We start from the raw sequence: 24,807 nt of genomic DNA on the forward strand, positions 1-24,807 counted from the left end.
ATCCGCGCTGGGGAAGTTGATCCGCGCGGGAAAAGGGGCCGCGCCGGGGCAGTTGATCCGCGCGGGAAAAGGGGGCGACGGCGGAGTCGCTCCGCGCGGGAAAGGGGCGACGACGGCGGAGTTGCTCCGCGCGGGAAAAGGGGCGGGGACGCGGAACGGGCGCGCCTGGAGCCAGGCGCGCCCGTCGGACTGCGGCGCGGATCAGCCGAAGCGGCCGGAGATGTAGTCCTCGGTGGCCTTGACCTTCGGGTTGGAGAAGATCGTGGCGGTGTCGTCGTACTCGATCAACCGGCCCGGCTGGCCCACGCCGGCGAGGTTGAAGAACGCGGTGCGGTCCGAGACCCGGGCCGCCTGCTGCATGTTGTGGGTGACGATGACGATCGTGTAGCGGGTCTTGAGCTCGCTGATCAGGTCCTCGATGGCCAGGGTCGAGATGGGGTCCAGGGCCGAGCAGGGCTCGTCCATCAGCAGCACCGACGGCTCGACGGCGATGGCCCGGGCGATGCACAGCCGCTGCTGCTGGCCACCGGACAGGCCCGCACCCGGCCGGTTCAGCCGCTGCTTGACCTCTTCCCACAGGTTCGCACCCTTGAGCGAGCGCTCGACGATGTCGTCCATCGTCGACTTGTTCTTCTTGGTGCCCGCGATCTTGTAGCCGGCGATCACGTTGTCGTAGATCGACATGGTCGGGAACGGGTTCGGCTTCTGGAACACCATGCCGACGGTCCGGCGAACGTTCACCGGGTCGACCCCGGGCCCGTACAGGTCCTCGCCGTCCAGCAGCACCTTGCCGGAGACCCGGCCGCCGGGGATCACCTCGTGCATCCGGTTCAGCACCCGCAGGAAGGTCGACTTGCCGCAGCCGGACGGGCCGATGAACGCGGTCACCGACAGCGGGGCGATGTTGATCGAGGCGTCCTGCACGGCAAGGAAGTCGCCGTAGAACACGTTGACGTCTTCGACGTCGATGCGCTTGGCCATATCGATGGACTCCTGGAACTAGCTGGTCTTGGGCTTGGCGAGGCGGGCGAGCAGCCGGGCGCCGACGTTGAGGATCAGCACCAGCAACACCAGGGTCAGCGCGGCGCCCCAGGCCCGCGCCTCGGTCAGGTCGTTGGAGGTGGTGCCGGAGCGCTTGCCGAGCTGGTCCCACACCATCATCGGCAGGGTGGCCTGGTCGCCGGAGAACGGATTGAAGTTGATCGACGCGGTGTACCCGGTGAGCAGGATCAGCGGCGCGGTCTCCCCGGCCACCCGGGCGATCGCCAGCAGCGAGGACGTGATCAGGCCGGACATCGCGGTGGGCAGCACGACCTTCAGCACCGTCCGCCACTTGGGCACGCCCAGCGCGTACGACGCGTCGCGCAGGTCGCGGGGCACCAGCTTGAGCATCTCCTCGGACGCCCGGACGGACACCGGCACCATCAGGATCGCCAGCGCCAACGCCCCGGCGGCACCGAACGGCCGCATGCCGAAACCCAGCAGCAGGAAGGTGTAGACGAACAGGCCGGCGACGATGGAGGGCACGCCGGTCATCACGTCGACGAAGAACGTGACGATCCGGGCGAACGTGCCGCGACCGTATTCGACCAGGTAGATGGCCGTGAAGATGCCGATGGGCAGGGCGATGATCGCGGCGATCGCCACCTGCTGCAGGGTGCCGATCAACGCGTGGTAAACGCCGCCGCCGTCCATCCGGCTGGTCACGCCGTTCATCGACCGCAGGAAGAAGTCGGCCGAGAACACCGAGAAGCCCTTGACCCCGATGTAGGTCAGGATCAGCACCAGCGGCACGATCGCGGCCAGGAACGAGGCGTAGATCAGCGTGGTGGCGAACCGGTTCTTGGCCTGCCGGCGGCCCTCGATGCCGATCGACCAGGCCGTGAGCACGATGACGAACAGCGCCGCGGCGGCCAGCACGGTGGTCGCCCAGCCGGTCCAGTCCAGCAGGGTGCGCAGCAGCACGGCCAGCCCCATCGCGGCCACCGCGCTGCCATAGGGCGCCCAGGACGGCAGCCGCGCCCCGACCAGCTCGGAGCGGATGGACCCCGGCGAGGCCGGGGCGGTCGCCACACTCATGTGAACTCCTTGCGTCGCGCGATGACGATGCGGGCCGCGGTGTTGACGACCAGGGTGATGACGAACAGGAACAGGCCGGCCGCGATCAGCGCGGCAATGGCCACCGGCGAGCCGCCGGCCTCGCCGAACTTCAGGGCAATGGTCGAGGCGAAGGTGTCGCCGCCGGGCTCGGTGAGGTGCCAGTTGATCCGGAAACCGGAGTTGAGCACCAGGGCCACCGCAATGGTCTCGCCGAGGGCCCGGCCCAGGCCGAGCATGGCCGCCGAGATGATGCCGGCGCGCCCGAAGGGCAGCACCGCCGTGCGGATCATCTCCCACTTGGTGGCGCCGAGGGCCCAGGCCGCGTCCACGGTCTCCCGCGGGACCTGCAGGAACACCTCCCGGCAGACCGCCGACACGATCGGGATGATCATGATGGCGAGCACGATGCCGGCGATCAGCAGGGATTTGCCGAACTGGTCGACGCTGGTCGCGGTGGTGTTGTTGAACAGCGGGATCCAGCCGAAGTACTCGCTGAGCCAGGCCTGGAATCCCTTGGTCTGCGGGATCAGGAAGTACAGCCCCCACATGCCGAAGACCAGCGACGGCACGGCCGCCAGCAGGTCCACGATCGCGCCCAGGGTGGTGGCGGCCCGGCGGGTCGCGTAGTGCGAGATGAACAGGGCGATGCCGATGGCGACGGGGACGCCGACGAGCATCGCGATGAACGCCGAGGCCACCGTGCCGAAGAACACCGCGGCCATGCCGAAGACCGGCGGGCTGCCCTGCGGGTTCCAGGTCTGGGTGGTGAACAGGCTCCCCGAGTTGCCGGTGAACGCCGGGATCGCCTTCCAGACCAGGAAGATGGCGATCGCCGCCATCACGATCAGCAGGATCGCCCCGGACCCGGCGGCGAGCCCCTTGAACACGCGGTCGCCCCAGCGCACCGTCCGACCCGAGATGCCCGCCTCCGGGCGCCCGTCGGGCAGGATCGTGCCGGGGGCGTCGATTGTGTCCGCGCTGTCCGGTTCCGGGCGCCCGATCAGCGGGTTCGCTCCGGGCACCCCCTGCGCGGCTATCTCGAACGGATCGTCCGTTCGCGAGTCGTCTCCGGCCGTCTGAACCATCGCTCCTCGACTTGATGTTGGTTCCGGGTGTCCACGGGCATCGGTGCGATGCCCGTGGACCGGGCGCCGGTGGCCCACCCCGGATCGGCCGTGGCCGCCGGGGTGGGCCGCCGGGTCAGCTGATGGACGACGCCGAGGCGATGACCTGCTGCTGGATGCTGGCCGGCAGCGGGGCCGCGCCCAGCTCGGCGAGCGTGGTCTGGCCGTCCGTCGCGGTGTAGCCCAGGAAGGACTTGAGCAGCGGCGCGGTGTCGGCCGAGTTCCCGGCCGAGCAGACGATCTCGTAGGTGACCAGGATCAGCGGATAGGCGCCGGCTTCCTTGGTGGCGTAGTCCAGCTTGAGGGCCAGATCCTTGCCGGTGCCGACGACCGTGGCCGCCTCGACCGCCTTGCCGGCCGACTCGGCGGTCAGCTCGACCGCGCCGCCGCCGTTGTCCAGCTGGGCGACGTTCAGGCCGTCATCGAGAGCGAAGCCCCATTCGACGTAGCCGATCGACCCGTCCGTGCTCTTGACCTGCTTGGACACCCCGTCGCTGCCCTGGGCGGCGACACCACCGGGCGCGGCCCAGGCCTTGGCCGGGGTGAAGGTCCAGGCGCTCGGCGCGGCGGCGGCCAGGTACTTGGTGAAGTTCTCGGTGGTGCCCGAGTCCTCGGCGCGGTGCACGGCCTGGATGCCGGTGGCCGGCAGGGTGACGCCGGGGTTGATCGCGGCGATGGCTGGGTCGTTCCAGGTGGTGATGGTGCCGCTGAAGATGCCGGCGATGACGGCCGGGGTCAGCGTCAGGGTGTCGACGCCGGAGACGTTGTAGGCCAGGGCGATGGGGCCGGTGACCATCGGCAGGTTCAACGCCGGGTTGCCCGCGCACCGCTGGGACTGCGCCTGGGCGGCCTGGTCCTCCTTGAGCGAGGAGTCCGAGCCGGCGAAGTCGACCTGGTTGGCGATGAAGTCCTGGATGCCCTTGCCGGAGCCGCCGCCGCCGTAGGCGTTCAGGTTAGCGCCGCACTTGGCGTTGAAGTCGGCGATCCACTGCTCCATGACCTTGCCCTGGGCGGTGGAACCCGAGGACCGCAGGGCCCCGGTCGCGCAGCTGAAGCCGGCGCCCTCGAAGGTGGTGCCACCCCCGGCGGCCGCCGACCCGCTCGCTGCCGCGGAGCTGCCGCCGGCCGAACCGGCCGCGGCACTCGTCGTGGTCGTGTTGTTGTCGCTGCCGCAGGCCGCCAGCAGCAGAGTGCCGGACGCCAGGAGCGCCACCAAGCCGGCCCGTCGCGTGATCTTCACGCCTGTTCCTCCGTTGGGTTCATCGTTCGTCGATGCCGGTCCTGCGGCCCGCGTGAGCGGCGCCGGTGTCCGACGCTCGGAATGTAAGTGGCCGGGCGGAACGGATTCCCCACGGCAGGTGAACGGCGAGTGAACCCAGCTGTCCGCGGCTGTGACGGGGCCCACCGGGACCATGCGGACGCATGGGCAGTTGTCGCTGCGCGAACTCAGCCCTGGTTCGTCGGCCGGTAGACCACGTTGCGCTGGAAGACGGTGAACCCGAGCCGTTCGTAGAGCCGGACCGCGGGGGCGTTGTCGGATTCGACGTAGAGCAGGGCGGTGTCCAGGCCGCGCTGGGCCAAATACTGCAGCCCGCGTTCGGCCAGCACCGACCCCAGCCCGCGGATGCCGGCGGCCGGGTCGACGCCGAGAACGTAGATCTCGCCGAGGGCGCCGGTGGGGTTCTGGCCGGCGGGTTCGGCCGGGTGGACCTTGGTCCAGTGGAAGGCCAGCAGCTCGTCGCCGGGGTCGGTGACGGCCAGGAAGAAGCCGTTCGGGTCGAACCAGTCCTGGGCCATCTCCTCGCCCAGCCCGGAGCGGTCCAGCCGGCCCTGTTCCGGGTGGCTGGCGAAGGCCCGGGCGTTGACCCGCAGGAACGCGTCCTCGTCCCGGCCCGGCTGGAAGGTGCGGATCCGCACCCCGGCCGGCGGCTGGTAGCCCAACGGCTCGATCGGCAGCGGGCGGCGCATCTGCAGCAGCACGCGGGTGGGCCGCAGGTTCAGCGCACTGGCCAGGGCCTGCGCCGCGGGCAGGTCGCCGTAAGCCCAGACGGCCCCCTGCCGCTCGACGGCGGCCCGGACCAGCGATCGGCCCCGGCCCTGCCGACGCCGGTCGGGGGCCACGGTGACCTCGGCCGGATCCTGAGCCAGGGCGACGGCCACGCCGGCCGGGTCGTCGGGCGAGGCCCCAGGGTCGATCAGCACCTGTGCGGCGCCGCTGCGCACGGCGTCCCGGACATGACCGGAGATGGGGGCGACGCCGTCGGCGGCCGCGGCCGCGTCGATCAGGGCGGCCAGCGCGGCCGCTTCGTCCGGCGCGGCGTGCCAGGCGGCGGGCTCACCGGCCGGTTCGAGGGTCACGCCGGGGTGCCGGCGGATTCGTCCCGCAAGGCCGAACGGGCCGGCGGGACCATCTTGTAACCGACGTTGCGGACGGTGCCGATGAGCGCCTCGTGCTCGGCGCCGAGCTTGGCCCGCAGGCGGCGGACGTGCACGTCGACGGTGCGGGTGCCGCCGAAGAAGTCGTAGCCCCAGACCTCGGTGACCAGCTGCTCGCGGGTGAACACCCGGCCCGGATGCTGGGCCAGGAACTTAAGCAGCTCGAACTCCTTGTAGGTCAGTTCGAGCGGGCGGCCGCGCAGCCGGGCCGTGTAGGTGTCCTCTTCGATCGTCAGATCACCCAGGCTGATCAGCCCGGAATTGGCCGAATTGCTGGTCCGGGCGGCCAGCAGCCGCAGCCGGGCGTGCACCTCGGCCGGGCCGGCCGAGGCCAGCACCACGTCGGAGACGCCCCATTCCGGGCCAATGGCGACCATGCCGCCCTCGGTCACGATGGCCAGGATGGACACCGCCAGCCCGTCGGCGCCGAGCAAACGGCACAGGGTGCGGGCGGCGGCCAGATCGTGGCGGGCGTCGAGCAGCAACAGGTCGTACGGGCCGGAGGTGACGAGCGAGGCCGCCTCGGGCGCGGCCGAACGAATGCGGATCGGAAGCAGATCGACCGCGGGCAACACCGACGTCGGGCTGGGGTCGGTGGTGAGCAGCAGGAGCTCCATTCAACCTTCTCCTTACCTGCGGTTCACCTTGGTGGAGTCTAACTTCGCACGGACGCACGGGGCCTGCGCGCGCTGGCCCTCGACCTCACACTGCCGAGCCGGCCATGTGAGCTTTCAGTTACGGAATTACCAGGCGCGTATGACGCACGTGTAACGGCGATCACGTTCCCGCAGGTCGGAGACCGCGAATGTGACAGGATCCGCACGTGCCCGACAACGTTGGCGGCGGTGAGCCGCAGCTCACCGTAGACCGGAAATCGGTCCGGCCTGGCCGGCAGGTGCCCCATCGACCCCTCGTTGGCGTTGGGAACCACGCCGGCGCCATGGCGGCCGGAGGCGACAGGTGACGCGGTCATCGCCTGCCCCCAAGACGCACGTGGTGGGGTCGGGGTTGCAGTGCGTCACCGATGATGACGTGACCCTGTCCGGGGTGCACGTCCCGGGTCCGACCGACCGGCCGGCCTTCGTGCTGGGCCACGGCTTCACCCACGGCATCGCCAAGCCGGCCACCCGCGCCGCCATCGACGCGTTCGCCGAGCACGGCGCCGTGGTGGCCGTCGATTTCCGCGGGCACGGCCAGTCGGCCGGCCGCTCGTCGGTGGGTCGCGACGAGGTCCTGGACCTGGACGCGGTGGTGCGCTGGACCCGGGCCGCCGGGTACCCGACGGTGGCCGTGGTCGGCTTCTCCCTGGGCGCCGCGGTGGCCCTGCGCCAGTCCGCCCTGGGCACCGACCGGCCGGACGTGGTCGTCGCGGTGTCGGCACCGTCCCGCTGGTACGTGCGCGAGAGCGTGCCCATGCGGCGCCTGCACTGGCTGCTGGAGCACCCGCTGGCCGTGCAGATGGGCGCCGCGCTCGGCGTCCGGCTCGGCGAGCCCTGGTCGGACCTGCCGCGCAGCCCGATCGAGGTCGCCGGCGACATCGACATCCCGCTGCTGCTGGTGCACGGCACGCAGGACGACTACTTCACCCCCGCGCACGCCATCGCCCTGCAGGACGCGTCCCGCGACGGTCAGCTGTGGATCGAGCCCGGCATGGGTCACGGGGAGAGCGGGCTGACCCCGGAACTGGCCGACCGCATCGCGGCCTGGACCGGCGCCTGGACCGTCGCCGGTCAATCCGCCGGTTCCCCGCCCGGGGCCTGACACACTCGAGTGGTGCGCAAGCTCCTGATCACCCTGGTCGTGCTGGCCGTGCTGCTGGTGGTGGCCGACTTCGGCGGTCGGGCCTACGCCGAACACCGGGCCGCCGCCGCCGTGCAGACCGAGCTCGGGCTCACCCAGCCACCGGACGTCTCGATTGAGGGCTTCCCGTTCCTCTGGCACGCCGTCCAGGGCTCCTACCCGACGGTGATCATCACCGCGGCCGACGTGGACCAGGGCCTGCTGCCCGGCACCCGGGCCCAGGTCGACCTGACCACGGTGACCCTGCCCCTGCGGGACGCCGTCGCCGGGGACACCTCGAACCTGGCCGCCCAGGCCACCACGTCGCAGGTGATCATCCCGCTGTCGTCGCTGCAGGCCGCGCTGCCCCGGCAGGACGTCACCCTGTCGGCCGGACCGAACGGCACCCTGCAGGTCAACGGCACCGTCTCGGTCGCCGGGGTGAGCATTCCGGTCACCGGAACCGCGACCCTGTCCGCGGCCGACAACGCGCTGACCCTGACCGTGGCCAGCCTCTCCGCGGCCGGCATCGACCTGACTTCGGTGGCCCGCAACGCGGCCGCCGCACTCGCCTCGGGCCTGACCACCACCATCCCGCTGCGCGGGCTGCCGTTCACCGTGACCTCGGGTGACGTGCAGGTCAGCGGCACCGACGTGGTGATCACGGTGACCACCGGCCCGGTCACCCTGCAGGAGCTCCGCCGCACGTCCGGTTGAGCGCTCGATGTCCGGCTGGGCCGTCGGCCGGACCGTCCCGGGCTGCTACCGTTTGTTTCATGGGCCCGATGCTGACCAGCCGGCGCGCCGTCGATCTCGTTCGAGTCGGCAGTGCCCTCTGTTGTCACGCCGACGGGCGCCGTAGCCCCGGCTGCTGATCCATCGACGGATCCGTCGCCGCTGCGCCCACTCCCCGATCTGACACGTGTCGGAAATTGCCCGCCGTCCGCAGATCGTCCCAGGCCGCACGCCTGGTCCCTGCCGCCCTGGCATGTCCCACTCACCGCACCACCTGCAAGGAGCAGCCACACAATGAGCCGCGAGGACTCCCTGGTCACGACCGACTGGGCCGAGCAGAACCTGTCCACCCCGGGCATCGTCTTCGTCGAGGTCGACGAGGACACCACCGCCTACGACGCCGGGCACATCCCCGGCGCCGTCCGGATCAACTGGAAGACCGAGCTGCAGGACCCGGCCCGCCGCGACTTCGTCGATCGGGCGGGCTTCGAGAAGCTGCTGTCGGCCAAGGGCATTTCCAACGACGACACCGTCGTGCTCTACGGCGGCAACAACAACTGGTTCGCCGCCTACGCCTACTGGTACTTCAAGCTCTACGGGCACCAGGACGTCAAGCTGATCGACGGTGGCCGCAAGAAGTGGGAGCTCGACGGCCGGGTGCTCAGCCGTGAGGTCCCGGACCGGGTGGAGACCACCTACACCGCTCAGGACCAGGACTTCTCGATCCGCGCCCTGCGCGACGAGGTCGTCGCCGCGATCGGCACCCAGAACCTGGTCGACGTGCGCTCCCCCGACGAGTTCTCCGGCAAGCTGTTCGCCCCGGCGCACCTGCCCCAGGAGGCCGCGCAGCGCGCCGGCCACATCCCCACCGCGCTGAACGTCCCGTGGTCCAAGGCCGCGAACGAGGACGGCACCTTCAAGTCCGACGCCGAGCTGGCCGAGCTGTACGGCAACCTCGACGACGAGAAGGACACCATCGCCTACTGCCGCATCGGCGAGCGCTCCAGCCACACCTGGTTCGTGCTCACCGAGATCCTCGGCAAGAAGAACGTCAAGAACTACGACGGTTCCTGGACCGAGTACGGCTCGCTGGTCGGCGTGCCCGTCGAGCTCGGCGCCTGACCCCGCCCGATCCCCGAGAGGACACCAGTCATGTCGTGTGCTGCCCCCGATCAGACCGCCGGAATTCCGGTCGGCGTCGACGTCTCCAGCCAGGCCGTCGTGCAGGGCAAGGTCTGCAAGAACAACGAGCCGGTCGGTGGGGCCTTCGTCCGCCTGCTCGACGGCTCCGGTGAGTTCACCGCCGAGGTCGTCACCTCCCCGGCCGGCGACTTCCGGTTCTACGCCGCCCCCGGCTCCTGGACCGTCCGCGCGCTGTCCCGCGTCGGTAACGGCCAGGCCAGCGGCGACGTGACCCTGGGCCTGAACCAGCTGGACATCACGGTCGCCTGACCCTGCCCCTGCTGCTTCGCTGATCTTTCCCGCGCCGCCGCCGGACATTCGTCCGGTTCGGCGCGGGAAAGATCAGCGAACCCGGGTCGCTCGGCCGGGCGGCGAGTGTGACGTGCTTCGCGGCACACCAGCCGGGCCGGACGCGCAGGTTAGGCTTCGCGAGTGGAAATCTTCTTCACCGGACTGCTCGTCGCGGTCGCCCTGTTGATCACGTGGTTCGCCTTCTACGTCGTCTACCGGCTGCTGCACGAGGAAAAGTGACCGCTCCCCAGGGCCCCGGCCCGGACCCGCATCACGGCCCCACCGCCGAGGAGATCGCCGGCCTGGTGGGTGCCGAGCGGACCGCGGGCGAGTACGTGCCCACCCGCAATCCGGTGCTGCCCGATTCGGCTGACGGCCCGGCTGACCACGCGGCCGCCAGCTCCGCGGACGATTCTGCGGACAGCTTTGCGGATGGGGGCGCCGATACGGCCCGTGGCCCGGTCCCGGGCAGCGGGGACGCGGCCATCCTGGCCGCCCAGGAGCGCGCCGAGGCCACCCGCGGCCTGGACATCGCCGACGTCCCGCCGCTGCCGATTCCCGCCGACACCGCCAACGTTCGGGCCCGACCGGGCCTGCACCCCGACTGCCAGCCGCTGCTGCCGCTGGTCGGCGTCTGGCGCGGCGTCGGACGCTTCGGCAACGAACCCGGGCAGAACGAGCCGCAGTTCGGGCAGCAGATCGTCATCTCCCACGACGGACGGCCGTTCCTGCGCTACGAGTCGATCAGCTGGCTGCTCGAGCCGGACGGCTCGGTGAAGGGCCCCAGCAGCCGCGAGGTCGGTTTCTTCCGGCCGCAGCCCGACGGCTCGATCGAGCTGATGGTGGCGCACGCCGAGGGCCGGATCGAGCTGTTCTACGGCCGCCCGCGGTCGACCGCCGCGTGGGGCCTGTCCACCGATGCCACGCTGCGCACCCCGACCGCGCCGCCCGTCGTCGGCGCCACCCGGCTGATCGGCATCACCCCCGACGGCAAGCTGGCCTATGTCGAGGAACGGGCTCACAGCGACGTCGAGCTGGCCCCGCACACCTCGGCCGCGCTCGACCGCATCGCCGGCTGACCGGCCCCGACGCCGCATCCCGACGCTGCGTCCCGACACTGCGTCCCGACGTCCGCGCTGATCCAAAGCTCGATTTGCCGCCCGATTTGCCGGGTTCGGTGGTCCTTGGATCAGCGCGCCGACGGGCTGGCGTCCGGCTCCCAGGCGGTGTCCACCACCAGCACCGACACCTGCGCGGTCAGCCCGAACGCGGCGGCCAGAGCCTGCTCGACGGCGGTGCGGACGGCCCCGATGGTGGCCTGCACCGGCGGGGTACCGGTAGCCACGATCCGGATGGTCAGCCGCAGCGCGCCGTCCACCCGTTCGATCTCCACGGCGTCCGGATCGGCCCGGGTCTCCGGCGCCGGTTGCTGACCGGTGAGCTGACGGGCCAGACCGGAGACCGCGTCCCGGATCAGGTACCCGATGGCCGGAACGAGCCGGGTCACCCCCGGGGTGTCGATCGCGGCCTGGGCGGCGGCGATGGCCACCGCGTCGTCGGTGACGGCCGGATCGGCCGCCGACGGCTCAGTCACCGCCGTCCGCGAGGGTGAACAGGTCGACGAATTCCACATCCACCCGCACGTCGTCGAAGCCGAACTGCTCGCGCAGCACCCGGTGGGCGGTGGCCCGGACCTGATCGGCCAGGTCGGCCAGGTCGGCCTGGTAGGCGCCGGCGGCGGTCAGTTCGACGACCAGCGCCGGCTCCCCCTCCGGCCGCAGCTCTCCGGCGGGTTCGCCCGCCCGGACCCGGCACCGGTGCACGATCAGGTCGGGCAGCTCGTCCAGGTGATGGCGCAGCGTGGACACGATCGCCAGCTCGGTGACCGAGGCGGACGGGCCGGCAGCCGGCAGGGCGATCTGGCGGCCCGGCCGCAGCTCGGCGAACACGGTCGCCATCACCCGGGGCAGCAGCGTGTCCGGGGCCGGCACCGGCTCGGCCTCGATCTCCCGCACCGTGGCCAACAACCGGTCCTCGTCGATGGCCTGCTGGCAGTACTCGCAGCTGCGGGAATGGGCGCTGATCCGGCCGGCCCGGGCGTCGTCGACGACGGTCAACGGATCCCGGCCGCAGGGCAGCGCGTCGGGGGCGGGTTCGACCGGGTCGACCTGGTCTACCGCCATGCGCTCATCTCCTCCGCGAGTCGTTGCCGGGCCCGGAAGATCCGGCCGCGGGCGGTGTCCAGGCTCACCTCGGTGATGTCCGCGACCTCTTGGTAGCTGCGTTCGTGGACCTCTCGAAGCAGCCAACATACGCGCAGCTGATCGGGCAGCGCGGCCAGCGCCCGGCGCACCGCGGCCAGCAACGCGGCCCGTTGCGCGTGCCGTTCCGGGTCGGCGTCGACCGTGGTCGATACCCAGGAGCCGGACGCAGCCTCCAGGGTCTCCCGGTCGGCCGGCCGGGGCCGGCGGGACTGGCCGCGAGCCTGGTTGAGCGCCTGATTGGTCACGATGCGGTACATCCAGGTGGAGAACTTCGCGTCCGCGCGGAACTCCGGCAGCCGCCGCCAGGCGGCGATGAAGGCGTTCTGGGTGACGTCCTCGGCCTCGTCCCGGTCGCCCAGGATGCGCACCGCCACCCCGAACATCACCTGCTGGTAGCGACGGACCAGCTGCTCGAACGCGCGGGGGTCGCCGTCCTGGGCGCGCAGCACCAGCACCGCGTCGTCCACGTCCGGTTTGACCGGCCGCCGCGGAGCCGGCGCGGCGGCGCCGTCGATCGCGGCCTCATCGACCTTCATGGGCGGCATGTTTCCAGGTCGGACCCTTGTGCTCGACCAGGTGAGCCAGGTCACACTGGTGGAGTCGTGACGATCGGCCGGTGGGCGGTGTCCGAATACCGTCGCGCCATTCAGCGCGGCGATGCCTGACAGCCGCTCCGCAACCAGCGGCCGGGCGCTGGCCCAGTACGAGGAGACACCATGAGTGCAGTCGACAAGATCAAGAACAAGGCGCAGGAAGTCGTCGGCGAGGTCAAGCAGACCGTCGGCCAGGTGACCGGCAACGAGGACCTCGAGGCCCAGGGCCGAGCGGACCAGGCCAAGGCCGACGTCAAGAACGCCGGCGAGTCCGTCAAGGACGCCTTCAAGAACTGACCGACCACCCCGTTTCCCATCGAGCACGGAGGAAGAGATCCATGAGCACCCCCGACCAGCACCACCAAGACCGACCCCAAGACCGACGCCGGCCAGGCGCTCGCCCCGGCTTCCAGCACCGCGCTGGTCACCAGCCAGGGCAAGACCACGATCGCCGACACCGTCGTGGAGAAGATCGCCGGCCTGGCCGCGCGTGAGATCAACGGCGTCTACGCCCTCGGCGGCGGCGCGGCCCGCATCATCGGCGCCGTCCGGGACCGGATCCCCGGCTCCAAGGCCAGCGTCAGCCAGGGCGTGTCCGTCGAGGTGGGCGAGCGTCAGGCGGCCGTCGACCTGTACATCGTCGTCGAGTACGGCGTGGAGATCGGCGAGCTGACCAAGGCCATCCGGCGCAACGTCATCAACTCCATCGAGCGGATGACCGCCCTGGAGGTGACCGAGGTGAACATCGTCGTCGGCGACGTGCACCTGGACACCGACGAGGACGACACCGAGGACGACAAGTCGGACCAGACCCGGGTCCAGTGACCCCCACGGGCCCTGGTGCGGGGACGGCCGACCGGGGAACACACAGCGGATGAGCGGCCAGGAATCTCCGGAACGTCGAGCCCGACAGCTGCGACGGGCCTGGATCCTGGCCCACCATCCCGATCGTGGCGGCGACCTGGACACCTTCCAAGCCGGCCTGGCGGAACTGTCCGGCCGGCCGGTCCCCCCGCCGGCCGCCGCCCGGCCCCGCGTCGTCCGCTCGCGCAATCCGGTTCGCCGGTTGCGCCGATTCGTCCGCCGGCTGCGGCGGCGGCAGCCGCATCGCACCCTGCTGTGAGGCCCGGATCGACCGGGCCGACCGGCTCATGAGCGCGCCGCGCTCACCGAAGGAGAACTGACATGGACAAACACTTTGGCGCTCTGCTCGGCCTGATCAGCGGGTTGGTCCTGGGCCTGGCCGCCGCGTTCGGGGGCATCTGGGCGTTCCTGCTCGTCCTGGTGCTCGGCGCCGTCGGCCTGATCATCGGCCGCGTCGTCGACGGCGACCTGGACCTGACCTACTACCTGGGCGCTCGCCGCGGCGAACGCAGCCGGCGGTGAGTGCCGCCCTCGCCGTGCGCGAGCCGGGCCCACCGGTTCCGGTCCAACGACCGATCGAGGACCGGGGCACCACCACCCTGTACGACCGGGTGGTGGAGAAGGTCGCGGCCCGGGCGGCGCTCGAGGTCCGGCACTGCCTCCCGCTGCGGCACAGCATCGTCGGCATTGCGGTCAGCGGGCGGGACGCGAACGCGGCCGCCACCACCGACGGGTCGATCACCGCGCTGTCGTTGACCGTGGCGATCGCCTACCCGGCGCCGCTGCAAACCGTCACCCGGGAGATCCGTGAGCACGTCCGGGCCCAGGTCCACCGGCTGTGCGGGCTGCAGGTGGACCATATCGACATCACCGTCGACGAGATCCGCCGGCCGACCGAACCGATGAAGGGACGCGTGCAATGACCGACCAGATCCGCACCCCCCGGGGTCGGCGCGTGGTCGCCGCCTCGCTCGTCGCGCTCGTGCTGCTGATCCTGGCCGGCCTGGCCGGGTACCTGGCCGTGCTGATCGCGACCGACCGGCGCCCGCCGGTCGGCGACCTGGACGCGGCGTCCCGCCAGCTGCAGGGCGTCGCCTGGAACCAGCCGTGGGTGCTGGCCACCGGCATCGGCCTGGCCGTGGTGGGCCTGGTCCTGCTGCTGATCGCCGTCCTGCCGGCCGGCCGGCGCACGGTCGAGCTCAGCGACATCGACACCAACCTGGCCGCCTCCCTGAACAAGCGCAGCCTGGCTCGCACCGCCCGGGCGGCCGCGCTCAGCGTGGACGGCGTCACCGACGCCTCGGCCACCGTCGGTCGATCGACCATCACCGTGCGGGCGGTCACCCCGTTCCGGCAGGTGGCCGGCCTGCCCGCGGCGACCACCGACGCGGTGGACCGCCGGATCGGCGCGCTGAACCTGCGCAGCCCCCGCACCGTGCGCACCCGACTGATCACGAAGGACGCCTGATGAACCGCCGAACCACCCGTGGCAACCGCGTCGGCCTGCTGCTGGTCGGCGCCCTGCTCCTGCTCGCCGGCGTCGGCGTCGCCCTGCTCTCGACCGGAGTGTTCGGCGCCGACCGGGCCGGCCAGCCGGTGTACCCGGAGTCGGCCGCCCAATGGGTCAACGCCAACCCCTGGCTCTGGTGGGCAGCTCTGGCCGTGGCCGTCGTGGTCGGGCTGCTGGCCCTGCGCTGGCTGGTGGTGCAGATCCGGATCGACCGGATCCACCGGCTGAGCCTGGACACCGATCGGGATCCGGATCCGGCCGCCGGCCGGACCGACGCCTCGGCCAAGGCGCTGACCCGGGCCGTCGAGGACGACATCCTGGGCATCGACGGGGTCCGGGACGCCCGGGCCGACCTGTCCGGGCACGCCGACGCCCCCGAGCTGTGGCTCAAGGTGACCACCGACAACACCGCCGACACCGCCCACATCCGCCGTCGGATCGTCGACGACGTGGTGCGCGACGCGCGGACCGCGCTGGAACTGCCCGCGCTGCCGGCGTATCTCACGCTCACCGTCAGCCGTCGCTCGGCCGCGCGGTCGGTGGTCTGATCGGGCGGTACGCAGGTTGACCTGACCGCCCCGGAGGAGCAGACTCGCCGAGTTTGGTGAGGCTTACATCATTGACCACCTGGGAGCAGCATGGATCCGGCCACCGTCGCCCTGCTGGGCACCATTGCCGGCGCGACGATCTTTCTGGGCCTGCCCTTCGGCCGGATCGGATCGCTGAGCGCCGGCTGGCGCGCGATGCTCAACGCGATCGCGATCGGGGTGCTGCTGTTCATCCTGTGGGACGTGGCGGCGCAGGCGATGGAGCCGCTGGAGGCGGCCCTGCAGGCCGCGACCGGGGGCGCGGGCTGGACCGATTTCGTCGAGCTGTCCATCATCGCGGCCGGGGGACTGGCGGCCGGACTGCTCGGGCTCGTCGCCTATCAGGGCTGGATCTCGGACCGCGGCCTGGCCCGTCGTCCGGGCCCGGGGACGGCATCGGCCACCGAGCTGTCCGGCCGCGGGTCGGTCGCCACGACCGACGCCGGCCGCCTCGCGTTGCTCATCGCGGTCGGCATCGGGTTGCACAACTTCGCCGAGGGCCTGGCGATCGGGCAGAGCGCAGCCGCCGGTGAACTGTCCCTGGCCGTGCTGCTGATCGTCGGATTCGGCCTGCACAACGCGACCGAGGGCTTCGGCATCGTGGCTCCACTGGCCGCCGGGTCGACCCGCCCGAGCTGGGGCTTTCTGGCCTTGCTGGGGGTGATCGGCGGCGGCCCGACGCTGCTGGGCACCCTGCTGGGCCAGCTGGTGGTCGACGACCGGCTGTCCGTCCTGTTCCTCGCCCTGGCCGCCGGATCGATCCTGTTCGTGGTGACACAGCTGCTGCGGGTGGCCGACCGAGCCGGCCGGCCCATGCTCATCGCCGTGGGGCTGCTGGTCGGGATCGGCCTGGGCGTGGCCACCGATCTCGTCCTCGTCGCGGCCGGGGCCTAGGCTCGTCGCCTCGAATCACCCACATCGGACATCTGCCCCGTTGACCGGCTGGTGTGATGATCGACGGGTGAAGCTCCCAGGAATCCCCGCACCGGCGCAGGCGGTCCGGCAGCTCTCGGCATCCATGCGGCTGGACAGCCCGGAGGCGGACGAGCTCCTGCGGGCGGACTGGTTCGACGAACGCCTGCACACGGTGGCCGACGAGCTGGGCCAGGACCCGGACGAGGTCCGGGCCGAGGCGGTCGGCTACCTGCGGGAGATGGCCGCCACCCACGACCCCCGCCCGATGAACGCGTGGCGGGCGTTCGGCCGCTGGTTCATGCGGGCCTACGACGTCTACGTCGACGACGACCAGGTGCAGCGGCTGCGCGAATTGGACCGCCGCTGCTCGCTGGCCTTCGCCTTCGCCCACCGCTCCTACCTTGACGGGTTCGCCGTGCCCGAGGTCGTCGCGGCCAAACGGCTCACCCCCGTATACACGCTGGGCGGGTCCAACCTGAACCTGTTCCCGTTCGGCCAGTGGGCCAGCCGGTCCGGGGTGGTGTTCATCCGGCGCAACATCCGCGAGCTGCCGGTCTACCGGTTGACCCTGCGGTCCTACATCGCCGAACTGGTGCGCAGCCGCGGCAACCTGGCCTGGTCGATCGAGGGCGGTCGGACCCGCACCGGCAAGCTCCGGCCCCCCACGTTCGGCATCCTGAAGTACCTGGTCGACGGGTTGGACGAGGCGACCCGGACCGGCGACCCCGCGGTCCACGGGCCCGGCCACGTCGACGCCCTGGACATCCAGGTCATCGGCGTGTCGATCGTCTACGACCAGTTGCACGAGGTCTCCCTGATGACCAAGGAGGCCCGCGGCGCCGGCAAGCGGCCCGAGAACCTGCGCTGGCTGGTGCATCTGGCCCGTCAGCAGCAGCGCCGGCTGGGCCGGGCGTACCTGGACTTCGGCGAACCGATCCCGCTGCGGCAGCGGCTGGCCGAGCTGCGGGCCGACCCGGCCACCGCCGACCACGTGGTCGAACGGATCGCGCTGGACGTGGCGCACCGGATCAACCGGGCCACCCCGGTGACCGCGACCGCGGTGGTCAGCCTGGCCCTGCTCGGCGCCGACCGGGCGCTGACCCTGGACGAGATGCTGGCCACCGTCCGTCCGCTGGCCCGCTACCTGAGCCGGCAGGGCTGGGCGGTGGCCGGCGCGCTCGACCTGACCGACCGGACCACGATCCGGCGCACCCTGCAGGAGATGGTCTCCTCGCACCTGATCGACGTGTTCGACGAGGGCACCGAACCGGTCTGGCAGATCGCCCGCAACCGGGACCTGGTCGCCGCCTTCTACCGCAACACGATGATCCACACGCTGGTGCACCGGGCGATCACCGAGATGGCGCTGCAGGCAGTCGTCGAGGACGCGTCGGTGGACGTGTTCACCGAGGCCATGCGGTTGCGCGAGCTGCTCAAGTACGAGTTCTACTTCCCGTCCCGGGCCCGGTTCGGCGACGAGGTGCTGACCGAACTGCGGCTGATCGGCGCCGACGCGCCCGACCAGCACTGGGCGTGCGGGTCGGACCGGGCGAAGGAATTGCTGGCCCGCTCGGACCTGCAGGTCGCCCACCTGGTGCTGCGCCCCTACCTGGACGCCTATCTGGTGGTCGCCGACCGGCTGGCCGCCGAGCCGGCCGATCCGGAGCCGGTCGACCAGGAGCGACTGCTCACCGAATGTCTCGGGGTCGGCGAGCAGTGGTTGCTGCAGCATCGCATCGCCGGCGGCGAATCGGTGTCGTTGGAGCTGTTCCGGACCGCGCTGCGGGTGGCCGACAGCCGGGGGCTGCTGGCCGGCGGCACCGACCCGGCCGTGCGGGCCGCGTTCACCGCGGAGATCGCCACCGACGTCCGGCGCGCCGACGCCATCGGCACGCTGGCCTGGGGCGGTCAGCGGTGAGCGCCCCGCAGAAGAGCACCGGGCCCACCGCGCTGACCGCCGACGATGCGATCGCCGAGGTGCTGGCCGGACCCGCGGGACCGCAGGTCGGGGCGTTCTTCGACCTGGACGGCACCCTGGTCGAGGGGTACACGGCCAACACGTTCTTCGCCGACAGCATCAAGCGTCGGGACATCGCCCCCGGGGACGTGGCCCGGTCGCTGTTCTCCGCGGTCGACGGGGCGCTGGGCGGCGACCCGACCGCGATCGGCCGGCACGGGGTGGCCGCCATGGCCGGCCGCGACGCCGACACGGTGATGGAACTGGGCGAGCGGCTGTTCGCGCACAAGATCGCCGCCGCGGTCCGCCCGCAGGCCCGCGCCCTGGTCCGGGCGCACCAGCGGATGGGGCACACGGTGGCCGTCGCCTCGGCCGCCACCCGGTTCCAGATCGAGCCGCTGGCCCGGGATCTGGGCATCTCCGCGATCCTGTGCACCGAGGTCGAGGTCGTCGACGGGGTGATCACCGGCAAGCTGGCCGGCCCCATGTTGTGGGGCGAACCCAAGGGCGCGGCGGTCCGGGCCTTCGCCCGCGAGCACGGCGTCGACCTGACCGCCAGCTACGCCTACGGCAACGGGGACGAGGACGTGGCCTTCCTCAGCTCGGTCGGCCGGCCCCGCCCGCTCAACCCGCACACCGGGCTGGCCCTGGCCGCCCGCACCTACGACTGGCCGGTGCTCACCCTGGTCGAGCCGCGCAACGGCGGGCTGCGGGCGCTGGCCGGCACCGCCGCCGCGCTCGGCGGATTCAACATCGGCGTGCTGGTCGGGGCGGCGGCCAGCCTGCTGACCGGTGACTCGGCGGTGGGCCGCAACATCGGCATCCCGTTGGCCTGCGATCTGGCCCTGGCCCTGGCCGGGGTGAAGCTGGAGATCGTCGGCGAACAGAACCTGTGGGCCGCCCGGCCGGCGGTCTTCGTGGCCAATCACCAGAGCTCGCTGGACGCCCCGCTGATGGGGGCGCTGCTGCGCCGGGACTTCACCGGAGTGGCCAAGAAGGAGGCCCAGTTCGACCCGCGGATGGCCATCGCCGGGTTGTTCGTCGATCCCGCCTACATCGACCGCTCGCACCCGGACTCGGCCAAGCGGGACCTGGCCGCGCTGGCCGACCGGATCCGGGCCGGCACGTCGGTGGTGATCATGCCCGAGGGCACCCGCTCCCCCACGCCGAACGTGCTGCCGTTCAAGAAGGGCGCCTTCCATCTGGCCATGCAGGCGGGCGTGCCGATCGTGCCGATCGTCATCCGTAATGCCGGCGAGCTGATGTGGCGCAACTCCAAGCTGCTGCACTCGGGCACCCTGCAGATCGCCGTGCTGGACCCGATTCCCACCGACGGGTGGACCCCGGAGACGATCAACGAGCATTGCCGACAGGTGCGCGAGAAGTTCGTCGCCACCCTCGCCGACTGGCCGGAGGCCCCCTGAGATGACGACCGACCGCGCCGCGGGCCGGCCCGCCGTGCCCAGTCCCGACGAGCTGAACCGCAAGGCCTGGGCGGCCGCCGGGCAATGGGGCCTCGACGGGTCGATGAGCGAGCTGGAGACGCTCATGTGGCGCTCCGAGCGCCACCCCGAGCTGTCCTCGACGATCGTGGCGATGATGCTGCTGGACACCGAGCCGGAGTGGGACCGGTTACGCGGCGCCCACGAGTGGGCGGTCGAGCTGATCCGGCGGACCCGGGAACGGGTGCAGGAGCCGATCCTGCCGGTGGGCCCGCCGGTCTGGGTGCAGGACACCTCGTTCGACCTGGACAACCACCTGCGCCGGGTCCGGCTGGATGCCCCCGGCGACCAGGCCACCCTGCTGGCCTACGTCGAGCGGTTCGCGCTGGCCCCGCTCAACCGGCGGCGCCCGCTGTGGGAGGCGGTGCTGGTCGAGGGCCTGGCCGACGGCCGGGCCGCCTACCTGCTCAAGCTGCACCATTCGGTGACCGACGGGCTCGGCGGCATCCAGCTGCTCTCCCTGGTGCAGAGCCGCACCCGCGAGCACACCGCCGACAAGCCGTCGTCGGCGGTCGGCACCTCGACCGGCCCGGTCAACCCCGCGGTGCTGGCCACCCGGCAGCTGGCTGCCCGCCTCGGGCAGACTCCCGACCTGCTGATGCGCTCGCTCAAGTTCGGCGGCACCGTGCTGTCCGACCCGCTGCAGGCCGGCGAGGAGGCCGTCCGGTTCTCCGCGTCGCTGCGCCGGATGCTGCCGCCGCCGCCCGCCGCCCCCTCGCCGCTGTTCCGCGGGCGCACCGGCCGCAACTGGCGCTTCGCCACCCTGGAATGCCGGTTCAAGGACCTGCGCGCGGCCGCCAAGCAGGCCAGCGGATCGGTCAACGACGCCTACATCGCGGCCCTGCTCGGCGGGCTGCGCCGCTATCACGAGCGGCACGGCACCAGCGTGGAGAGCCTGCCGATGGCCATGCCGGTCTCCCTGCGCCGCGGGGACGACCCGATGGGCGGCAACAAGTTCGCCGGGGCACTGCTGGCCGGGCCGGTCGGGGTCAGCGACCCGGTGGAACGCATCGCCGTCATCCGCGGGCTGGTGCTGACCCTGCGCACCGAACCCGCGCTGGACTCGTTCGGCCTGTTCGCGCCGCTGGTGAACCTGCTGCCGTCCTCGGTCGGCGCCGCCGCCTGGCGGCTCGGGTCGTCGGCCGACATGTCCGCGTCCAACGTGCCCGGGCTGCCGTTCGAGTCCTACCTGGCCGGCGCCCAGGTGCAGCGCATCTTCGCGTTCGGTCCCCTGCCCGGGGTGGCCATCATGGTGGCGATGACGACCCACGCCGGCACCTGCTGTCTGGGGTTCAACGTCGACGGCGACGCGGTCGAGGACCTGTCGGTGCTGATGGAGTGCTTCCAGCAGGGCCTGGACGAGGTGCTCGCGATCGCCCGCTGATCCGGCCTTTCGAGGCCGGGTTCAGTAGGGAAGGGTGGCCGGCCGCAGCCGGTCGGAGATCTCCCCGGACAGCCCGGCCGCCCGCGGGTCCAGGCTGCGGATCTCGGTGGAGTTCAGCGCCCGGTCCAGCTCGACCCAGACCGCGTTCGGGCTCAGCGTGGACAGGAAGCAGTAGGTGCCGTTGGTCAGGTCGGTGGCGGTGATCCACCAGGTCGGGTAGACCCCGCCGTCGTCGTAGGGCGCGCCGTAGGGCACCGCCACGTTGGACGCCAGGTGCACGACGCCGGCCATCGCCTGCTCGGTGTCCTGCGGCTCGGGCAGGTAGTGCAGGAAGTAGCTGGCCCGCACGAACCGGTCCAGCGAGGTGATGTCCCCCGGCGGCGGCAGCTCACCGCCGAACGGCCGGTACCGGGCCCGGTTGGCCAGCTGCTCGTCCAGCAGTGGCGAGTTCGCCATCACCTGGTACTGCGGCCCGTGGTGGATGAGCATCCGGCCCCCGGTCGGCTCCAGGATGGCCGAGTCGCCGGTGCTGTCCTCGATGGCCAGGTGACAGCCCATCGTCTGGCCCCGGAACGGCACCGACTCGATGCGGATGTCCGGCGCTGCGGCCACCACCTCGGCCACCGACCCGAAGGTGTCCAACACGTACTGCACCCACATCAGGTTGGCCACCGTCGGGCGGTCGTCGGCCGGCTCCCAGTCGACGTCGTCCAGATAGAGCGCGTGCGCGCCCAGCCCGGCCCCGTTCACCCCGTCGACGGTGCCGCCCCGCCACATGCTCAGCGAGACCGACGGGTAGGCCGAGGTCCAGCTCAGGGCCCGGTCGCCGACGCCACCCGAGCGGTGCAACCCGGCCGGCAGCGCCCACAGATCCGGTTCGTCACTGATGGACCAGTCCATGGTCCGGCTGACCGTCTTGGCCACCGGGTTGTCATTCCAGAAGATGCGGGTGCACATGCGTGCACACTACTGATCGTGATCACTTCTGGCGCTGCGTGACCGCCGGGGTCGGGTCGGCCCATCGAGTGAAGGATCGGCGCCGCTGGGCGACACCCACCCTTCACTCGCCCTGAGCCGAATGCCGGCCACGCAGCAGCAGCCACCCGGCGCCGGCCGCGGCGATCACGACCGCCAGGCCCACGACACACCACCAGCCGCCCAGCCCGCCGGCCTGATCACTGTCGGCTTGAATACTCCCGGCCGGCGCCGACGCCACCGGGCTGGGCGCCGGCCCGTCCCCGACGGAGAAGGTGATCAGGCCGGAGACGGGATGGCCGTCGGCGGAGACCACCCGGTAGCCGATCTTCCAGGCCACCGGGGTCCCGCCGGAACCGGTGGCCAGGCCCAGGCCGGTCAGGTCGGCCCGAACGGTGGCGCCGTCCACGGTCGGCGTGACCTCCACCGGATCGGCGGCCCCAACGGTGATCGCGAGCTTGGGTTGGAAGTCGCGGATCTCCTCGTTGAAGACCAGCTCCACCCGGTCCGGGGCCTGGGCCAGCACGCTGTCGGCGGCCGGCGAGCTGGAGATCAGCGAGCTGTGCGCCCAGGCCGGCGCGGCGCCACCCCAGAGCAGCACGAGCAGAGCGGCGGCCAGCACCGCGGCGGCCCGGGCCGGCCGTCCGGTCCGGCGGCCGGTCGAATCATCGGTGGTCACGAGAACATCCCTTCGGCGAGGAACCCGCCCGGCGCACAGCCGGGCGGGATGGCGAACACTGCCGACCCGACCGGGGTGATCCACTGATTGAGCAGGTCCCCGGCGGCCAGCCGCTGTTGCATCGGCACGAACTGGGCGCCGATGTCGGCCTGGTAGGCGCAGAACAGCTGCCCGACGTCGCTGGCTCCGTCGGCGCCCGGCGAATCGTCGTAGCTGTACGGGCGGCGCAGCAGCTGGGCCGCCGGGCCGTCGCCGCGGGCCAGCCGCAGGTGCGCGAAATCGGCGATCGCGTGCAGGCCGGTGGCATCGACCGCGTCCAGGTCCGGCTCGTCGTGCTCCGCGGTCCCGGTCAGCGGGGCCCCGGTGGACAGTCGCCGGCCGATCGTCGCCTCCATCGCGGACCGATCCAGCTCGTCCCAGGTGTCCAGCTCCATCCGGATGCGCCGGAAGACCAGGAAGGTGCCCCCGGTGAACCAGCCGGTCCCGGTGGACCAGACCACCCGGTCGAAATCGGCGTCGGTCCGTGGGTTGACCGTGCCGTCGACCTGACCCATCAGGTTCCGCCCGGTCTGGCCGGCCGGCCCTTGCGGCAGGAACCCACGCTGGGTCCAGCGGGCGGTGGCGAACGCCCGGGTGTCCTTGAACAGCATCCGTTGGGCGTGCGCCACCACCAGGGCGTCGTCGGCGCAGATCTGCAGCAGCAGGTCCCCGCCGCCGTAGGTGGGGTCGAGCCGATCGATGGTCGGGAACGCGGGCAGGTCGGCAAAGCCGGCCGGACGGGCCGCGGCCAGCCCGACCTTGTCGAACAACGACGGCCCGAATCCGACGGTCACGGTCAGCCGGGCCGGCGCTGCGGCCAGTTCGGGCGCGGTGTCGGCCAGTGCGGCCCGGCCCGCGCTCATCCGAGCGATGTCGTCGCTGAGCAGGCGCAGCAGCCGCCGCAGCGCGGCGGCGTCGACGTCGGCGTGCAGATCGAACGCGCAGAACGCCGCGGCCGACTGGGCCGGCGACTGCACACCGGCCTGGTGCAGGCCGTAGAACGGGACCGTGTCTTCCTCGCGGGTCTCGGGCGCGGCCGGGGCGGCCGCCCCCGGGCTCCCGGCATCGGCGATGCCCACGCCGACCGCCGCGGCGGCCGCGCCCGACAGCGCGGCCGCCGCGGAGGTGACGAGTAGCCGCCGACGGCTGTACACCCGGGCCGGGCCGGATGCGGCGGGCCGCTCGCCCGGACGCTCAGCCATGGCCGGAGGTCGCGCTGCCCATATCCATCTGACTGTCCATCGGGCTGGTCGGCGAATAGGACTCATTGGCGCCGGCGAACTCCTTGGCCACCGCGGTGAACGGCACCGTGCTCCCGTCGTCCAGGGTCAGCGTGAGGTCCACCTCGTCGCCCGGCTCGATCGGCGTGGTCAGGTTCAGCAGCATGACGTGCAGGCCACCGGGTTCCAGGGTGGTGCGGCCGCCGGCCGGGATGGTGATGCCGCCGCTGATCGGCCGCATCACCATCGCGCCGTCGACCATGGCCATCTCGTGCAACTCGGTGCGATCGCTGGCGCTGTTGGTCGCCGACACGACGGTCAGCTGGCGGTCGGTGTGGTTGGTCAGCACCCCGAACGCCGCGCTCATCGACGGGTCGTCGGTGCCCGGGGTGGCCCGCACCCAGGTATCGGCGATGGTCACCTCACCGGCCGCGGTACTCGATGACGTGCTGCTCATGGACGGGGAGCTCGTGGACGGGGAGCCGGATGAGGTGGCGGCACAGCCGGCCACCAGCAGCAGGCTCGCGGCACCGGCCGCGAGGATCCACCGGGCGGCCCGGTGGGTGGTCGAACGGGAATTCATCATGTCCTCTCGGAACACACAGCAAGGGGCGTGAAGTGGGCCGACGGACCGGCCCGGGAAGGGCACGCGCCGGCCGCCGGCCCCGGCC

30 protein-coding genes are annotated in these 24,807 nt (G+C 71.8%); 17 read left to right on the top strand and 13 right to left on the bottom strand.

The annotated features are described in order from the left end of the window. Window positions 1-201: 201 nt before the first annotated feature. The 6 genes from pstB to NAMU_RS31560 all read right to left on the bottom strand — a co-directional run bounded on the left by pstB (window position 202) and on the right by NAMU_RS31560 (window position 6,277). Window positions 202-981, bottom strand: coding sequence for a phosphate ABC transporter ATP-binding protein PstB (gene pstB / locus NAMU_RS24680; protein WP_015750059.1), 780 nt, complete (start codon window positions 979-981; stop codon window positions 202-204). Window positions 982-999: 18 nt separating this feature from the next. Further along, window positions 1,000-2,079, bottom strand: a complete 1,080-nt coding sequence (gene pstA / locus NAMU_RS24685; protein ID WP_015750060.1) for a phosphate ABC transporter permease PstA — start codon at window positions 2,077-2,079, stop codon at window positions 1,000-1,002. Then, window positions 2,076-3,185: a phosphate ABC transporter permease subunit PstC gene (gene pstC, locus NAMU_RS24690; RefSeq protein WP_015750061.1), complete on the bottom strand. Its 1,110-nt coding sequence runs from the start codon at window positions 3,183-3,185 to the stop codon at window positions 2,076-2,078. The genes pstA and pstC overlap by 4 nt, the downstream gene beginning before the upstream one ends. A 115-nt stretch (window positions 3,186-3,300) precedes the next feature. Then, window positions 3,301-4,464, bottom strand: coding sequence for a phosphate ABC transporter substrate-binding protein PstS (pstS, locus tag NAMU_RS24695; RefSeq protein ID WP_015750062.1), 1,164 nt, complete (start codon window positions 4,462-4,464; stop codon window positions 3,301-3,303). A 206-nt stretch (window positions 4,465-4,670) separates the two neighbouring features. Further along, window positions 4,671-5,582 (bottom strand): mycothiol synthase, encoded by a 912-nt coding sequence (mshD, locus tag NAMU_RS24700; protein WP_015750063.1) that lies wholly within the window; start codon window positions 5,580-5,582, stop codon window positions 4,671-4,673. After that, window positions 5,579-6,277, bottom strand: a complete 699-nt coding sequence (locus NAMU_RS31560; RefSeq protein WP_015750064.1) for a winged helix-turn-helix transcriptional regulator — start codon at window positions 6,275-6,277, stop codon at window positions 5,579-5,581. Before NAMU_RS31560 ends, mshD begins: the two co-directional genes overlap by 4 nt. Before the next feature lie 343 nt (window positions 6,278-6,620). Here NAMU_RS31560 and NAMU_RS24710 point away from each other — a divergent pair, with 343 nt between their 5' ends. The 6 genes from NAMU_RS24710 to NAMU_RS24730 all read left to right on the top strand — a co-directional run bounded on the left by NAMU_RS24710 (window position 6,621) and on the right by NAMU_RS24730 (window position 10,726). Beyond that, window positions 6,621-7,421 carry an alpha/beta hydrolase family protein gene (locus tag NAMU_RS24710; RefSeq protein WP_015750065.1) on the top strand — a complete coding sequence of 267 codons (801 nt, stop codon included), beginning with the start codon at window positions 6,621-6,623 and terminating at the stop codon, window positions 7,419-7,421. Between the two features lie 12 nt (window positions 7,422-7,433). After that, window positions 7,434-8,156 carry an LmeA family phospholipid-binding protein gene (locus tag NAMU_RS24715; protein ID WP_169312550.1) on the top strand — a complete coding sequence of 241 codons (723 nt, stop codon included), beginning with the start codon at window positions 7,434-7,436 and terminating at the stop codon, window positions 8,154-8,156. 59 nt (window positions 8,157-8,215) lie between these two features. Beyond that, the gene (locus tag NAMU_RS32020; RefSeq protein WP_407669178.1) at window positions 8,216-8,314 is read left to right on the top strand and encodes a putative leader peptide; all 99 of its coding nucleotides are present in this window, start codon (window positions 8,216-8,218) and stop codon (window positions 8,312-8,314) included. A 154-nt stretch (window positions 8,315-8,468) separates the two neighbouring features. Next, a complete protein-coding gene (locus NAMU_RS24720) occupies window positions 8,469-9,296 on the top strand; it encodes a sulfurtransferase (protein WP_015750067.1) in 828 nt (275 codons plus the stop codon). A gap of 30 nt (window positions 9,297-9,326) precedes the next feature. After that, window positions 9,327-9,626: a DUF1416 domain-containing protein gene (locus NAMU_RS24725; protein ID WP_015750068.1), complete on the top strand. Its 300-nt coding sequence runs from the start codon at window positions 9,327-9,329 to the stop codon at window positions 9,624-9,626. Window positions 9,627-9,883: 257 nt separating this feature from the next. Continuing rightward, window positions 9,884-10,726: an FABP family protein gene (locus NAMU_RS24730; RefSeq protein ID WP_217180627.1), complete on the top strand. Its 843-nt coding sequence runs from the start codon at window positions 9,884-9,886 to the stop codon at window positions 10,724-10,726. 110 nt (window positions 10,727-10,836) lie between these two features. On the opposite strand, the gene NAMU_RS24735 is transcribed toward NAMU_RS24730, so the two are convergent. The 3 genes from NAMU_RS24735 to NAMU_RS24745 are packed head-to-tail and all read right to left on the bottom strand — an operon-like array spanning window position 10,837 to window position 12,447. Then, window positions 10,837-11,241: a hypothetical protein gene (locus NAMU_RS24735; protein WP_015750071.1), complete on the bottom strand. Its 405-nt coding sequence runs from the start codon at window positions 11,239-11,241 to the stop codon at window positions 10,837-10,839. Beyond that, window positions 11,234-11,830 carry a hypothetical protein gene (locus NAMU_RS27875; protein ID WP_015750072.1) on the bottom strand — a complete coding sequence of 199 codons (597 nt, stop codon included), beginning with the start codon at window positions 11,828-11,830 and terminating at the stop codon, window positions 11,234-11,236. Before NAMU_RS27875 ends, NAMU_RS24735 begins: the two co-directional genes overlap by 8 nt. Beyond that, entirely contained in the window at window positions 11,821-12,447 is a 627-nt protein-coding gene (locus NAMU_RS24745; RefSeq protein WP_015750073.1) for an RNA polymerase sigma factor, read from the bottom strand. The genes NAMU_RS27875 and NAMU_RS24745 overlap by 10 nt, the downstream gene beginning before the upstream one ends. A gap of 180 nt (window positions 12,448-12,627) precedes the next feature. Here NAMU_RS24745 and NAMU_RS24750 point away from each other — a divergent pair, with 180 nt between their 5' ends. From NAMU_RS24750 to NAMU_RS24800, 11 genes are all read left to right on the top strand, one after another. After that, window positions 12,628-12,801 carry a CsbD family protein gene (locus NAMU_RS24750; protein WP_015750074.1) on the top strand — a complete coding sequence of 58 codons (174 nt, stop codon included), beginning with the start codon at window positions 12,628-12,630 and terminating at the stop codon, window positions 12,799-12,801. Between the two features lie 123 nt (window positions 12,802-12,924). Continuing rightward, a complete protein-coding gene (locus tag NAMU_RS24755) occupies window positions 12,925-13,329 on the top strand; it encodes an Asp23/Gls24 family envelope stress response protein (protein ID WP_052308075.1) in 405 nt (134 codons plus the stop codon). 49 nt (window positions 13,330-13,378) lie between these two features. Continuing rightward, window positions 13,379-13,627, top strand: a complete 249-nt coding sequence (locus NAMU_RS24760; protein ID WP_015750076.1) for a hypothetical protein — start codon at window positions 13,379-13,381, stop codon at window positions 13,625-13,627. Between the two features lie 62 nt (window positions 13,628-13,689). Continuing rightward, on the top strand, window positions 13,690-13,890 hold the full coding sequence (locus NAMU_RS24765) for a DUF2273 domain-containing protein (protein WP_015750077.1): 201 nt from the start codon (window positions 13,690-13,692) through the stop codon (window positions 13,888-13,890). Next, a complete protein-coding gene (locus NAMU_RS24770; protein ID WP_015750078.1) occupies window positions 13,887-14,291 on the top strand; it encodes an Asp23/Gls24 family envelope stress response protein in 405 nt (134 codons plus the stop codon). Before NAMU_RS24765 ends, NAMU_RS24770 begins: the two co-directional genes overlap by 4 nt. Continuing rightward, entirely contained in the window at window positions 14,288-14,836 is a 549-nt protein-coding gene (locus NAMU_RS24775; protein WP_015750079.1) for a DUF6286 domain-containing protein, read from the top strand. The genes NAMU_RS24770 and NAMU_RS24775 overlap by 4 nt, the downstream gene beginning before the upstream one ends. Next, a complete protein-coding gene (amaP, locus tag NAMU_RS24780; protein WP_015750080.1) occupies window positions 14,836-15,426 on the top strand; it encodes an alkaline shock response membrane anchor protein AmaP in 591 nt (196 codons plus the stop codon). Before NAMU_RS24775 ends, amaP begins: the two co-directional genes overlap by 1 nt. Window positions 15,427-15,516: 90 nt before the next feature. Continuing rightward, a complete protein-coding gene (locus tag NAMU_RS24785; protein ID WP_015750081.1) occupies window positions 15,517-16,359 on the top strand; it encodes a ZIP family metal transporter in 843 nt (280 codons plus the stop codon). Window positions 16,360-16,426: 67 nt separating this feature from the next. After that, window positions 16,427-18,298 carry a lysophospholipid acyltransferase gene (locus NAMU_RS24790; protein WP_015750082.1) on the top strand — a complete coding sequence of 624 codons (1,872 nt, stop codon included), beginning with the start codon at window positions 16,427-16,429 and terminating at the stop codon, window positions 18,296-18,298. After that, window positions 18,295-19,761, top strand: coding sequence for an HAD-IB family hydrolase (locus NAMU_RS24795; RefSeq protein ID WP_015750083.1), 1,467 nt, complete (start codon window positions 18,295-18,297; stop codon window positions 19,759-19,761). Before NAMU_RS24790 ends, NAMU_RS24795 begins: the two co-directional genes overlap by 4 nt. Window position 19,762: 1 nt before the next feature. Continuing rightward, window positions 19,763-21,223: a wax ester/triacylglycerol synthase domain-containing protein gene (locus NAMU_RS24800; protein ID WP_015750084.1), complete on the top strand. Its 1,461-nt coding sequence runs from the start codon at window positions 19,763-19,765 to the stop codon at window positions 21,221-21,223. Window positions 21,224-21,244: 21 nt separating this feature from the next. On the opposite strand, the gene NAMU_RS24805 is transcribed toward NAMU_RS24800, so the two are convergent. From NAMU_RS24805 to NAMU_RS24820, 4 genes are all read right to left on the bottom strand, one after another. Next, window positions 21,245-22,180 carry a linear amide C-N hydrolase gene (locus tag NAMU_RS24805; RefSeq protein ID WP_015750085.1) on the bottom strand — a complete coding sequence of 312 codons (936 nt, stop codon included), beginning with the start codon at window positions 22,178-22,180 and terminating at the stop codon, window positions 21,245-21,247. Window positions 22,181-22,283: 103 nt separating this feature from the next. Next, window positions 22,284-22,877 carry a copper resistance CopC family protein gene (locus tag NAMU_RS24810; RefSeq protein WP_015750086.1) on the bottom strand — a complete coding sequence of 198 codons (594 nt, stop codon included), beginning with the start codon at window positions 22,875-22,877 and terminating at the stop codon, window positions 22,284-22,286. Next, window positions 22,874-24,118, bottom strand: coding sequence for a Dyp-type peroxidase (locus NAMU_RS24815; protein WP_015750087.1), 1,245 nt, complete (start codon window positions 24,116-24,118; stop codon window positions 22,874-22,876). Before NAMU_RS24815 ends, NAMU_RS24810 begins: the two co-directional genes overlap by 4 nt. Then, window positions 24,111-24,722, bottom strand: coding sequence for a copper chaperone PCu(A)C (locus tag NAMU_RS24820; RefSeq protein WP_217180629.1), 612 nt, complete (start codon window positions 24,720-24,722; stop codon window positions 24,111-24,113). Before NAMU_RS24820 ends, NAMU_RS24815 begins: the two co-directional genes overlap by 8 nt. Window positions 24,723-24,807: the final 85 nt, after the last annotated feature.

This window comes from Nakamurella multipartita DSM 44233, from assembly GCF_000024365.1.
GTDB lineage: Bacteria > Actinomycetota > Actinomycetes > Mycobacteriales > Nakamurellaceae > Nakamurella > Nakamurella multipartita.